This is a genomic window from Nocardia vaccinii NBRC 15922 (genome assembly GCF_001613305.1).
In the GTDB taxonomy this organism is placed as follows: Bacteria; Actinomycetota; Actinomycetes; order Mycobacteriales; family Mycobacteriaceae; genus Nocardia; species Nocardia vaccinii.
Genome location: NZ_BDCC01000058.1, coordinates 38723 through 50948, shown reverse-complemented (window position 1 = coordinate 50948; position 12226 = coordinate 38723). Strand labels below are relative to the sequence as shown.

Genomic DNA, 12226 nt, shown 5'->3' with positions numbered 1-12226 from the left:
GACCGTTGACGGCAGCCGGTCGGAATCCGTAACATTTGGAACGAATTTTAGGTTCGCTGCTCGAGCGGCCTGGCAGACGGAGATGTACGTGGCCTATGAAAGCACTGCCGAGCCCATCAAACTCGGCTATCTGTTCGACTTCCGCCTCCCCGACGGCTTTCCGCCGGACATGCGGGACGATCTGACCCGCCCGTTCCATCTGGTGTTCGCCGAGGGACAGCGGCTCGGCCTGATCGATCGCCCGGTGCAGATCGTCTTCCGTGAGGTGGAGGGGCTGCCCAAGGGTTCGGTGAAGGCGGTGATCGATGCGTACGGAGAGCTGGTGGACGAGGGGTGTCTGGCCGTATTCGGCCCGCACATCACCGATAACGCCGTTCCGGTGCGCGAGGAGATCGAACGCCGCTTCCGCGTCCCGGCGATCAACGTCTCGGGTACCGAGGACTGGCTCGGCGAGTGGACCTTCGCCCTGCCACAGGGGTCGATGACCGACGAGCCGGTGTTCTGGGCGCAATTATTGGCCAAGGGCGGGCATACCGAGGTCGGCGCGCTGGTGGAACGCTCCCTGGTGGGCGAGAGCTACATCCGGAACTTCCGGAAAGCCTGTCGCGAGGAGGGAATTCGCATCGTCGCCGAGGTGGCCATCCCGCAGACCGCACAGGACATCAGCGACGAGGTGCGCGCGTTGCACGAGGCGAAGGCGCAGGCGATCGTGCACTGCGGCTTCGGATTCGGTGTCGCGATGGTGAATCCGGCGCTCGCCGCGCTGAATTGGGATCCGCCGCGATTCATGGGAACGGCATTCCAGAACGCCTGGATCAACGCACTGCTGTGGAACGCCTTCCTCGGTTGGACCGGGGTGGACCAGTACGACGAGGGAAACCTTGTGGGACAACGGTTCCTGGACAGCTACGAGGCCGATTCCGGTCGTCGCCCGCAGTACTGCGTCCCGGTGGTGAACCGCGACGTCGCGACCGTACTGCTGCACGCCTTCGCCGATGCGCATCCGCTGTCTCCGCGCGGTGTCGCCGAGGCGCTCGAACGGGTCAAGATGCTGCCCGCCGCGGCAGGCGCCCCCGGCACCAGGCTCTCGTTCGGGAAGTGGACCCGGCGCGGGTGGATGGGCGCGGGATATCTGGTTGCGCGGCAACTGGATCCGGATGGCGTGACATCGCATCTGGTCGCACGATTCGGCGAGGAGTAGAACCATCAGCGCCCCGGAGGAACTCCGGACCGGCACACTGCCGGACACCGCGCCCGGTGGTGGCCCGCGTCGCCTGATCACACTCGGGATCACGGCGCTGGTCGTGGCGGTTCTGGCCGTGATCGCCGCCTACGCGAGCCGCGGTGCGGACGATCCGCGCATCGCGAATCCCGCGGTGAGCGGCGCTCCCCGGCCTGTGCCGCCACTGTTCGGGTGGAATCACTGGATCACGGTGCACGAGATCGGAACCGTCGCGATGATGGTGGTTCTGGTCATCGCGGTCGTCGTGGCCTGGCGTCGCTATCCCGCCCATCCGGTCCTGCTGATGACGCTGGTGACCACCGCGATCGTATGGCAGGACCCGATCATGAACTGGGCGCCCTACGCCGCCTACAACCCGCAGCTGTGGCACTGGCCGGTGCACTGGCCGCTGGTGTCGCTCTCGCCCACGGTCGAACCGTTCATCGTGATCGGTTACGCCACTTTCTATCTCGGTCCCTACTTTCCCGCGATCTGGGTGCTGCGCCGCCTACAGGCCCGCCGTCCGCACGACTCGTTCGTCTCGCGGCACCCACTGTGGAGTCTGGCCGGGCTGACCCTGGTGATCGGGTTCGTCTTCGACGCCGTTCTGGAATGCATTCTGGTGCGCAGCCAGCTGTACATCTACACGCAGGTGATCCCGTTCGGCTCGCTGTTCGCCGGCAAGTCCTACCAGTTCCCGTTGATCTGGGAATCAGCGCTGGTCACGGTCGTGATGATCCCGGCCGCGGTGCTGCTCTACCGCGACGACACCGGCCGCACGGTCGCCGAGCGGCTCTCGCGCCGGGCGCGGATCTTCCGCGATCATCCCGCGTTGGGGGCATTCACGGTGATGTTCGTCCTGATCAATATCGCCTACTTCTGTTACGGCGGTGGTTTCGCCGTCATCCGCGACAGCCGCGCGGCCACCTCGGTCGCCTGCCCGTGGCCGTTCCCGGAGACGAAAGTCTATGACCCGCAGGGATTCTACGAGAAGAACGGTCAGGCCGGGCCGTACTCGGCCGGGATCTGGTCGCGGTGGGAGAGTGCGCAATCGGGCCGTCCCGCGACGTCGATGCCCGCCGATGGCGGACGGTGTGGAGGCAGGGCGTGAGTTCTCCTCGGGTTGCGGTGGACGGGCCGATCCATCCGCCGCGGATGAATCGACGCCGAGGTCCCGGCGCGGACGGATCGTGCCGTGGCAGTTGATTGCGGTGAAACATACGGCGGCCCGGCACGATTGGGTCTACTGGCGTCGGGGATGGCCGGTTCGGCATTGCGGGTGGCTCCGGCCGCGGCGGACGAACGGCCCTGGACCGACGGCCGCGTGGTGTACGTGGACGCCGAAGCTCCCGTGCCCGAGCAGATTACAGCGCTCACGGTGCAGGCGTCGATGGTCGCCGCGGGCAGCTTCGAGTCCGATGTCCTCCGGCGGCTCGTCCGCCGGTCATCCGTCGTACTCGATCGGTATCTGATGCTGGAGGGACATCGCGCGCTGGCCGCCAACGGCGATCTACTGCCCGCGGCCGCCGGCGGACTGATCGACCCGGAAATCGCCGGGTTATCCGATTGCGCCGCAGCCTCTTTGGTCATCGCGACGGGTAAGCGTTCGTTGGACAGTCCGCCACCGGAATTCGGGGCGATCCATCCGAGACGTCTGCTGACCGCTCGGGAGAAGTTCGCCGAGCAGCGTTCGCCGGATACCCGCCCCCCGGACGGGGTCGACGCCGACGGCGATTCGCTGGACGAGGAGGACGACGAGGATTCGGCGGCAAGCTACCCGCCCTGTTCACCAATGTCGTCGGCGGACAGGGCCTGCCGGCCCGACTGCTCCAGCGCATGCTGAGCCTCGGCCGGGAGTCCGAGGGCGGCATCACCGGCGGCGGGGCGCCGAGATCGGCGCGGGCACTGGTGAAACCGGGCCGCATCAGCACGGGCGGCACCGGGACTCCGGCGGCGGCCGAGGCCGTCACCGAATCGCGGCGCGACGGACTCCGCTATCCGGAGTGGGACGTTCGCCGCCGCCGATACCGCCAGGACTGGTGCACGATTTCCGAATCCGATCCTCGGGCAGGGGGGCACGCGATCCCCTTCGCGTCGGCGGACAATTCGCTGATGCGCGCACTGGCCCGGTTGCGTTCCGGTCTCGAACACCGGCATCGCAGTATGCAGGGCGAGGACATCGATGTGGACGCGGTGGTGGACGAGCGCGTCCAATTACTCTCCGGCTCTTCGCCGGATGGTGCGGTGTACATCGAGAGTGCGAGGTGCACGCCGGATCTGGCGGTAGTCGTGCTCCTCGACATCTCCGGTTCGGCCGCATTGCCCAGCGCCTGCGGCGGCACCGTGCACGATCAGCAGCGCACGGCCGCACTGATGTTGACCTCGGCGCTGCACGCACTGGGCAATCGAGTGGCGCTCTACGGGTTCTACTCCCAGGGGCGCGCCGCGGTCCGGATGTTGCGGGTCAAGCGATTCGACGATCCGCTGGACGCCGCGACGCTGCGCAGGCTCGCGGCGCTCGAGCCCGCGGCCTACACCCGGCTGGGTGCGGCCGTTCGGCACGGCGCCACGCTCGCTGGTGAATACCGTTCCGCCGCAAGAACCTTACTGGTGGTGCTGTCTGACGGATTCGCCTACGACCACGGTTACGAGGGCGCGTATGCCGAGGCGGATGCCCGCCGCGCCTTGTCCGAGGCCCGTCGCCAGGGCATCGGATGTGTCTGCTCGAGTGTCGGAGCGGACACCGAGATCGACGCGCTGCGCCGCGTTTTCGGCACCGCCGCCTACGCCGCTGTCGGACGTCCGCAAGAAATGTCCCGAGTGGCCGCCCCGCTCTTGCGGGACGCACTGCGCTCCGCTGATCTGCGTCGCCGGATGACGCGCACCCGTCTGGTGGCCCGATAGCTCTGTCGCGCAGGCGAATCCCGGACGACGACTACCGAGAAAGGCGAGGTCGACATGGAAAATTCCGTTCGCCCCTACTACGTGCCGGTCGGCAACGAGGAACGGGTATTCCTCGCGGCGTTCCGTCAGGGGCTACCGATCATGCTCAAGGGGCCGACCGGCTGCGGTAAGACCAGGTTCGTGGAGGCGATGGCGCATCAGGCCGGGCGTCCGCTGATCACCGTGGCCTGCCACGACGACCTGTCCACCGCGGATCTGGTCGGCCGATACCTGTTGCGGGGCGGCGAGACTCGCTGGGTGGACGGCCCGCTGACCCGTGCCGTGCGCGAAGGCGCGATCTGCTACCTCGACGAGGTGGTCGAGGCGCGCCAGGACACCACCGTGGTGCTGCATCCGCTGGCCGATCACCGTCGTCAGCTGCCCATCGACCGGCTCGGGACGACCCTGGACGCGGCCGAGGGGTTCTGCCTGGTGGTCTCCTACAACCCCGGGTATCAGAGTGTGCTCAAGGATCTCAAGGACTCCACCCGCCAGCGCATGATCGCCGTCGAATTGGGTTATCCGCCGGCGGAAATCGAGGAGAAGGTCATCGCCGTGGAGTCCGGCGCGGATCAGCGCCTGGTCGTGCAGTTGGTGCGGATCGGCCGTGCCGTCCGGCAGGCCGATGCGCCCGGTCTGCGCGAGGTGGCCTCCACCCGGGTCCTGATCAGCGCGGCCCGGCTGGTCGCCGAGGGCCTCGCACCCCGAGAGGCGGCGCTCGCCGCCATCGCCGGGCCGCTCACTGACGACCCGCTGGTCGCCGCCGAGCTGGCCGCGGTGATCGATGCCTATATGCCGGACTGACTCGGGAAGGCGAGACGCGACAGAGGGGTGTCGGCGCTGGGTTCCGCAGTCCGACTGCGGGTTTCGGTTGTGGTATTGACCGGCAGCGGCTTCGTCGTTAACGTGTGAACAAAAGTTAGGTTCCTGTCGCTCACGGCGACCGATCAGCACTCCGCGGGCCGAGGGCGCACCGATGCCCGCATCTCGTCGAGAAAGCAGAGACCCATGTCCGACACGGTCGCAATCGATTTCGAATCCCGCATGCTCATCGATGGCCGCCTCACCGACGGCGAGGCCGGTCGTTTCCCTGTCGTCGATCCGGCAACCGAGCAGGTACTGGGCGAGGTGGCGGACGCGTCGGCGGCCGATATGCATCGCGCGATAGCGGCCGCGCGGCGGGCGTTCGACCGGACCGGCTGGGCGAACGACCGCGCGCTGCGCCGCCGCTGCCTCGAACAACTTCAGGATGCGCTGGAGAACGACCGGGAAGCGTTGCGGGAGGAGCTGATCGCCGAGGCGGGCTGTCCCCGGTCGATCACCTTCGGGCCGCAGCTGGACGCTCCGCTGGCCGACGCGGTGAAGGTTCCCGCCGAGCTGATCGACCAGTACCCCTGGGAAACTGATCTCGGCGAGATGTTCGTATCGGTGACCGGCCGCCGGACCAGGCGCTTGGTGTGGCGCGAGCCGGTCGGCGTCGTGGGCGCGATCGTGCCGTGGAACTTCCCGTTCGAGGTGAGCATCCACAAGCTCGCGCAGGCGCTTGCCGCCGGGAACACCGTGATCCTCAAGCCCGCGCCCGATACCCCGTTCAACGCCACCCGGATCGGGCGCCTGATCGCCGAACACACGGATTTCCCACCGGGAGTGGTCAATATCGTCACCGCCTCTGATCACCTCGTGGGGGAGGAGCTCACGCTCTCGCCGCACGTCGATCTGATCTCGTTCACCGGTTCCACAGCGGTCGGTCAGCGCATCATGGAAAAGGGTGCGGCGACCATGAAACGCCTGTTCCTGGAATTGGGCGGCAAATCGGCGAGCATCGTGCTCGACGATGCGAACTTCGGCGAGGCGCTCCTGTTGGGGATCGCGCCCTGCCTGCACGCTGGTCAGGGCTGTGCCAATCCGACCCGGCTGCTGCTGCCGCGCACGCGGTACGCCGAGGGCGTGGAATTCCTGGAGGCGATGTACCGAGGCATCGAACCGGGCGATCCGCAGGATCCGGCGACGCTGTGCGGGCCGGTCATCTCCGCGCGTCAGCGCGACCGGATTCGCGGATACATCGACAAGGGCGTCGCGGAGGGGGCCCGGCTCATCGTCGGCGGCAATGCCGCCCCGGCCCCGTGCGACCGTGGATTCTGGGTCAGGCCAACGCTTTTCGCCGATGTGGACAACAGTATGACGATCGCCCAGGAGGAGATCTTCGGCCCGGTGCTCGCGGTCATCGCGTTCGACGACGATGACGACGCGGTCCGCATCGCCAACGACAGCCGATACGGCCTGGCGGGCAATGTCATGTCCGCATCATTCGAACGTTCCATGGCCGTGGCCCGCCGGGTGCGCGCCGGATTCATCGGCGTGAACGGGGGCGCCGCGTACGGCGCGGACGTGCCGTTCGGCGGGTACAAGTTCAGTGGCGTCGGCCGCCAGAACGGCGTGGCCGGATTCGACCAGTACACCGAGATCAAGTCGATCGGCTACCCCGTCGACTGAGCAGGAAGACGGTCGGCACGGGCCGAAACGTCTTCCTGGAGAAAATGGCGCCGACCCACCGGCGGCCGCCGAGATCCTGGTGCCTGCCTACGCCGAGACGGCGACTGCCGGATGGCGTTACCGGGGGTCGAGGAACATCCGGGAGTAAGGTCACGCTGAGCAGACGGGCTGAATCCTGTTGCTGTTCTGGTGATTTCGCGGCGAATCTCGGCGCACACCACTATTCGGTGTTGCTATCTACTGGTAGTCAGTGTTACTTTGTACCGGTAGTCAGCGACACTGAATAGAAAAGAGGTGTTCGGATGGGGAAGCAGATCACCGAGATGCTCAAGGGCACCTTGGAAGGGATCGTGCTGGCGATCCTGCTGGCGCGGCCCGCCTACGGCTACGAGATCACCGCGCGGCTGCGCGAGCAGGGATTCACCGACATCGCCGAGGGCACCATCTACGCCTTGCTGGTCCGAATCGAGAAGAAGGGCCTCGTCGACGTCGAGAAGATCCCGTCGGAGAAGGGCCCGCCGCGCAAGGTGTATTCGCTCAACGCCGAGGGCCGGGAATACCTCGACGAGTTCTGGAAGACCTGGAGCTTCCTCACCGACCGGCTCGCACAGCTCCACGAAGGAGGCAAGTGATCATGGACATCAGCAAGCTCACCTCGAAGGTGATCGGGGATATGGGCGACAAGCAGCGCTGGCGCCAATACAAGGCCCGTGCCAAACAGCTGCCCGAGGGCTACCGGACCGCGGTCGAAGCGTTCGAGCGCTACCTGATGCACCTCGGCCCGGGTGGGAGTACCGCGATCTTCGAGGATCTGATCGACCTGTTCGAACAGAGCGCCGCGGACTCCACCCCGATCCGAGCCGTTGTCGGTGAGGACCCGGTGGAGTTCATCGAAGCCTTCGCCCGCAACTATCAAGAGGACTCGTGGAAGAACCGCGAACGCAAGCGACTGACCGAGGCCATCGACCGCGCCGCCGACGACGCGGGAACCGGACGCTGAGGCTCCCGCAATGCCGAGCCGGCGTGTGCCGCCGACCCGAGCGCCGGACCTGACCGAGTCCGCTGCGTCGCCGGCTGCGGCGGGGCGGGGATTCACGATCGGTCAGGCAGCGGCCTTCGCCGGCGTCGCGGTCGAGACAGTGCGGCGCTATCACCAGGACGGACTGCTCGACGAGCCCGAACCCGACGACGATGGCTCTCGCCGGTATCGGTCCGCCGATACGCTGCAACTGGTCCGGGTTCGAGCCCTGGCCGGCGCGGGCGTGACGAGGAACGAAATCCGAGCTCTGCTGGACTACCTGGACCATGTCGAGCACCTGCTCGGCATCTCGCGCAGTTCCCGGCTCTGACCTCCTGCGCGCCGGAGCCGCCGGGCCCTGTTTGCCCGGCTCCTATCGCCTCTCGATGCGGTGACCGAATTCTATCCAATGTCATACGTATATTTACACGCATACGTAATTTGAAAGGATGCGCCATGCGCATACAACACGACATCACCTCCGAAGCGTCCAACGCCTGGACCGGCATGGTGCCGATCGGCGATACCGCTTTGGCGGTCACCGACACCGGCGGTCCCGGCATCCCGGTGCTCTATGTCAACGGCCACGTCGCCGGCCAGCGGAGTTGGCGGCGGGTGATCTCCGAGCTCGGGCCGGGCTGGCGTCACATCACCTACGACATGCGTGCCCGCGGCAAGTCCAAGACCTCGGCGGACTATTCGTTCGCGACCAACGTCGCCGATATCGACGCGGTCCTCGCCGCCCGGGGTGTGCGCCGGGCGCTGGTGGTGGGCTGGTCCTACGGGGCTTTCGTGGCGGCGCACTGGACCAGCCGCAATCCCGACCGGGCCGTGGGCGCGGTTCTGGTCGACGGAGCGCAGCCGCACGACTGGATCGATGAGATCGATATCGAGGGCATGCGCAAGCTGTGGCGGCGCCTGAGCTGGGTGATGCCGCTGCTGCGCCCGATCGGCATGGCCCCGCGCATGACCGCGGAACAGATGGCCGAGAGCAACATCGAGGTCGGCGAGATCGCCCGCGAGCGTGAACTGGGGCCGATCATGGACAGCATCACCGTCGCGACCCGCTACGTCAACGCCTCCGGATCGTCGCTGGGCAGCAAAGGCGATGAGCAGGAACGGATCCGCGCGAGTCTGTCCAAGGTCGTCGAACGCAACCCGAACATCGAGATCCACGCGAAGGTGCCGAGCAATCACGGCAGCATCCTGCGCAAGGACTTCCGCGCCGTCGCCGACGCGGTTCGCGTGGTCGCCGCCCTCGACCGATCGCAGTGCGCTGCGGAACCACCGTGTCACTGAAGGGGATTCACGCCGAGACGTGCGCAGATCCCGAAAACCTCTTCGAAGATCGACTCCGGCACCGTGAAGGGCTCGGTCCCGGAGATCTCCGGTAGATGTGCGGCGATGTCGTCCGCGGTGGGCCGGGTCTCGGGATCGGCCAGCCAGCCCTCGCCGAGGCCCACGAACACCCGGGCGAAACGACCGGCGCAGGCGGAATAGTTGCGATGGGTCGATTCACAGTCGCGGCTGGCCAGGAAGACCACCATGGGCACGACCAGTTCGGGGTCGATGACCTTCAGGAATCCCAAGTCCGCCAGGGTTTTCGGATCTCCGACGGTCTCGGTGACCATGCGCGAGAAGCCGAATGGCAGCACGGTGTTGGAGGTGATCGTTCACCACGACGGCTGCGCCCCGCGCCGCCAATTCCAACGCGTAGAGTCGGCCCAATCCGCGGCCCGCCCCGGTCACGACCGCGACCTGGTCGGTGAAGTCGATCATCTGAATCCCCTCGGCATACGTGTCTCGGCCCGGCCCTCACGCTACATCGGAACGAATATTTGGTCAACGTATCGAGAGGCGTGCGCCTGCGCTGAGTGCTGCTCGTTTGCCTGCCGTGTTTTCCGCTGAGATACCGTGCAGCCAGCGGAAATAGGATTCTCAAGAATAGCGAATCACATTGTATTCTGTGCATCGACCCGTTATCGTTGCATGACGCGGCCGAAGGGCGGCCGCGGGACGGTGACACAGCCTCACGTGCCACCGTCGGGCGCCGGCGCTACGCCGCGTCCCACGGCAAGGCGAAAGCCTTTCTACAGCAAGCGATGTCCATGTCGACGAAAGCTGTATCCGGCGGCAGCGCCGAGCGAGCGGTGTCGGGCGCCTTCCGCGAACTGATCGATTGTCTGCGGTGCGGTCGCGGCATTTCCGCCGCCGTCCGGCGTCTGGAGGCCGCCGCCACCGGCTGGGCGGCCACCGGGGTGACCTTGCGCGCCTTCAACGCCGAACTGCAGGCATGTCTCACCGAGGCCATCCGCACCGTGGTGCGCTCGGCCGAACTCACCGGCGACGCCGAATCCGTGGTGGAGATCGTCATCGCCGCGACCGCGGTGGTTGCGGACGTTCACCACCGGATCTGGTGCGACGGTCGGCTGGGGGAGATTCAATCGCTGGCCGCGGCGTTGTTGTCCGGTGAGAGTCCGCTGCGGCTGTCCCGGGAGAGCGGAATCGCCGTCGCTGAAACCTATTGGGTGGTAGCTCTGTCGGTGCCACCCGGCGCGGCGCCCGCCGCCGAGCCGGTGCTGCGGCGGATCCGGATCGAGTTGACCGAGCGCTACGGTGACCGGGTACTGCCGCGCCTGTCCGCGGCCGGTGGCACGGTCCTGGTCCCGGCCGCCAGCGCCGAGGATGCCCCGGTATCGCTGGTCTCCGAATTGTCCACGGCCGCACAGGTTCCGGTCACCGCGGCGGGTGTGTGGGCCGCGCGGGCCGATATCCCGGCCGCGGCACGGCAGGCGCACGAACTGCTCGAGCTCGCGCTGGTCTTCGGCCGCACCGGCCGCTGGCACACTTTCGTCGACCTGGCCCTGGAATATCAGCTCACCCGGCCCGGCAGCAGCCGGGAACACCTTGCCGCACTGCTGGAGCCGCTGGCGAGCCACGCACATCTCGAGGAGACGTTGCGGCTGCACCTGCGCGGTGACCTCTCGCGCCGCCGCATCTCCCAGATGCTGAACATCCATACCAACACCCTCGACTACCGGCTCAAGCGGATCGGCCGGCTCACCGGTGTGGATCCCTTCAGCTCGGACGGCCAGTGGTATCTGCGCGCCGCGCTCGTCGCGCGCACCGCATTGTCGAAGTCGATTGCCGCGCAGCAGCGCTCGGAATCGGTCGGTGATCACTCCGGGCGCGCGACGACACCGCGAAGCGTGGTGTCGCGCAGATGAATCAGCGAGGCGCGGGTGCCGATCTCGGCCAGGATGTTCTCCGGGATCCAGGCCACGCCGATCATGCAGCGCGCCAGCATCTCGTCCGAGGGGCTCTGGATCACGAGTTCTCCGGAGCGAATTCCCTTGGCCAGCAGAGCTTTCATCTGCCGCACGCGTTTGCCGAAGAGCCAGCCGGGATTCGGGGTGTCCGGCGGGGACTGCCGCATCCAGGCGAGCTGGATGCGGAACTCGTCGCCGAATCGATCGAGCATATTGGTGTTAATCCAGCTCAGCGCGTCCAGCTTCTCGATGGGTGAGGATTCCGAACGCAGTACGTCGGTCCAGCCGACCGCGACCTTCTCGCCGAACGATCGCATGATCGAGGCGAGCAACTCCTCCTTCGAGCCGATCACCCGGTACACCGACCCGGTGCCGAGCCCGGCCGCGGCGGCGATATCGCGGATGGTCGTGCTCTCGTAGCCGCGGCGGCCGAATTCGGCCCGCGCGACCGCGCGGATGTGCGCGGCCTTGGAGTCGTCCTTCTGATCGCCGGGCCAGGTCCGCACGACCGCGTCGGCGGCCAGAAATGCCGGAGAGGCATCGAGTTCGGCGTCGGAGTGGCTCGCTGCGGCGATCCCCTCGAGCAGAATCCGGCAGAACAGCCGGGCCACCTGATCCGGCGGTGCGTTGTGCCGGATGATGTCCAGTCCGACGTGCAGCATGGTCTGGGTGATCCGGTCGGCCAGCAGGTGCAGATCGATCTCGGGCCGCAGATATCCGGCCCACCGCGCAGCGCGCAGGGTCTGGAACATGGCCTCCAGAATCGCGGTCGGACGCTGCCTGGTCAGCTCGATCAGGGTGGGATTCGAACTGGGGCCCTCGTAGAACGACATCTGCAGTGCCGCACGGTGATCCACCGCGCAGCCGGCGATCTGCGCGCCGAGGTCGGCGATGCGATCGAACGGCGCGCGCGAGTCGGGGCGATCCAGTGTGTCCAGGGTGCGCTGGGCGGCCTGATCCAATGCGGCGTGATAGCGCTGCAACAGCCCGACGAGAATCGCTTCCTTGGATTCGAAGTGGTGATAGAGGCTGCCCGGCAGGATGCCGCAGGCGTCGGCGATCTCCTGCAATGACGTGCGCAAACCCGAGGACGCGATGAGCGACGCGGCGGTCTGGAGGATTTCGGTGCGGCGGGCGCTGTCGTCCTCGGTACGGCTCACCTGACCACGCGCCACAACACCTCCACAACATCTCGGCCCCGGTCATCGGGCCCTGGTCATCGGATGAGGGCGAGCCCGGCGGTCGAGAATACCAATTCTTTGATCCACGGTATCACCAGGT

12 protein-coding genes and 2 pseudogenes are annotated in these 12226 nt (G+C 67.0%); 11 read left to right on the top strand and 3 right to left on the bottom strand.

Annotated features, from left to right (window positions below; all coding sequences use genetic code 11):
* Positions 1–88 precede the first annotated feature (88 nt).
* The 10 genes from NV1_RS30490 (at position 89) to NV1_RS30450 (ending at position 8975) form a co-directional block, all read left to right on the top strand.
* Positions 89–1201 carry an ABC transporter substrate-binding protein gene (locus tag NV1_RS30490; RefSeq protein ID WP_067899403.1) on the top strand — a complete coding sequence of 371 codons (1113 nt, stop codon included), beginning with the start codon at positions 89–91 and terminating at the stop codon, positions 1199–1201.
* A 73-nt stretch (positions 1202–1274) separates the two neighbouring features.
* Positions 1275–2333 (top strand): spirocyclase AveC family protein, encoded by a 1059-nt coding sequence (locus tag NV1_RS30485; protein ID WP_373864674.1) that lies wholly within the window; start codon positions 1275–1277, stop codon positions 2331–2333.
* Positions 2334–2417: 84 nt separating this feature from the next.
* Positions 2418–3065, top strand: a complete 648-nt coding sequence (locus tag NV1_RS42625) for a hypothetical protein (RefSeq protein WP_157117465.1) — start codon at positions 2418–2420, stop codon at positions 3063–3065.
* Complete coding sequence (locus tag NV1_RS42620) at positions 3059–4126, top strand: nitric oxide reductase activation protein NorD (RefSeq protein ID WP_084525986.1); 1068 nt, start codon at positions 3059–3061, stop codon at positions 4124–4126. The genes NV1_RS42625 and NV1_RS42620 overlap by 7 nt, the downstream gene beginning before the upstream one ends.
* A 54-nt stretch (positions 4127–4180) precedes the next feature.
* Positions 4181–4969, top strand: coding sequence for a CbbQ/NirQ/NorQ/GpvN family protein (locus NV1_RS30475; RefSeq protein WP_067899214.1), 789 nt, complete (start codon positions 4181–4183; stop codon positions 4967–4969).
* Positions 4970–5209: 240 nt separating this feature from the next.
* A complete protein-coding gene (locus tag NV1_RS30470; RefSeq protein ID WP_373864673.1) occupies positions 5210–6658 on the top strand; it encodes an aldehyde dehydrogenase family protein in 1449 nt (482 codons plus the stop codon).
* Between the two features lie 302 nt (positions 6659–6960).
* Complete coding sequence (locus tag NV1_RS30465; RefSeq protein ID WP_067899206.1) at positions 6961–7290, top strand: PadR family transcriptional regulator; 330 nt, start codon at positions 6961–6963, stop codon at positions 7288–7290.
* A gap of 2 nt (positions 7291–7292) precedes the next feature.
* Positions 7293–7658, top strand: coding sequence for a DUF1048 domain-containing protein (locus tag NV1_RS30460; protein ID WP_067899400.1), 366 nt, complete (start codon positions 7293–7295; stop codon positions 7656–7658).
* 10 nt (positions 7659–7668) lie between these two features.
* Positions 7669–8007: a MerR family transcriptional regulator gene (locus NV1_RS30455; protein ID WP_067899203.1), complete on the top strand. Its 339-nt coding sequence runs from the start codon at positions 7669–7671 to the stop codon at positions 8005–8007.
* A gap of 125 nt (positions 8008–8132) precedes the next feature.
* Positions 8133–8975: an alpha/beta fold hydrolase gene (locus NV1_RS30450; protein ID WP_067899200.1), complete on the top strand. Its 843-nt coding sequence runs from the start codon at positions 8133–8135 to the stop codon at positions 8973–8975.
* Here the strand turns inward: NV1_RS30450 and NV1_RS30445 are convergent.
* A pseudogene (locus NV1_RS30445) lies at positions 8969–9346 on the bottom strand (short-chain dehydrogenase); the annotation flags it as partial. The gene NV1_RS30450 and the pseudogene NV1_RS30445 overlap by 7 nt on opposite strands.
* A gap of 31 nt (positions 9347–9377) precedes the next feature.
* Positions 9378–9455: pseudogene (locus tag NV1_RS46985) on the bottom strand (hypothetical protein); the annotation flags it as partial.
* A gap of 323 nt (positions 9456–9778) precedes the next feature.
* Between NV1_RS46985 and NV1_RS30440 the strand changes: the two are divergent.
* Entirely contained in the window at positions 9779–10903 is a 1125-nt protein-coding gene (locus tag NV1_RS30440) for a PucR family transcriptional regulator (RefSeq protein WP_157117464.1), read from the top strand.
* Here NV1_RS30440 and NV1_RS30435 read toward each other — a convergent pair.
* Positions 10855–12120: a TetR/AcrR family transcriptional regulator gene (locus tag NV1_RS30435; RefSeq protein ID WP_067899192.1), complete on the bottom strand. Its 1266-nt coding sequence runs from the start codon at positions 12118–12120 to the stop codon at positions 10855–10857. The genes NV1_RS30440 and NV1_RS30435 overlap by 49 nt on opposite strands.
* Positions 12121–12226 lie beyond the last annotated feature (106 nt).

Excerpts from the sequence above, each read along its gene's own strand:
- NV1_RS42620 (WP_084525986.1), top strand. The coding sequence starts at position 3,059 with ATGCTGAGCCTCGGCCGGGAGTCCGAGGGCGGCATCACCGGCGGCGGG.
- NV1_RS30475 (WP_067899214.1), top strand. The coding sequence starts at position 4,181 with ATGGAAAATTCCGTTCGCCCCTACTACGTGCCGGTCGGCAACGAGGAA.
- NV1_RS30470 (WP_373864673.1), top strand. The coding sequence starts at position 5,210 with ATGCTCATCGATGGCCGCCTCACCGACGGCGAGGCCGGTCGTTTCCCT.
- NV1_RS30465 (WP_067899206.1), top strand. The coding sequence starts at position 6,961 with ATGGGGAAGCAGATCACCGAGATGCTCAAGGGCACCTTGGAAGGGATC.
- NV1_RS30460 (WP_067899400.1), top strand. The coding sequence starts at position 7,293 with ATGGACATCAGCAAGCTCACCTCGAAGGTGATCGGGGATATGGGCGAC.
- NV1_RS30455 (WP_067899203.1), top strand. The coding sequence starts at position 7,669 with ATGCCGAGCCGGCGTGTGCCGCCGACCCGAGCGCCGGACCTGACCGAG.
- NV1_RS30450 (WP_067899200.1), top strand. The coding sequence starts at position 8,133 with ATGCGCATACAACACGACATCACCTCCGAAGCGTCCAACGCCTGGACC.
- NV1_RS30440 (WP_157117464.1), top strand. The coding sequence starts at position 9,779 with ATGTCCATGTCGACGAAAGCTGTATCCGGCGGCAGCGCCGAGCGAGCG.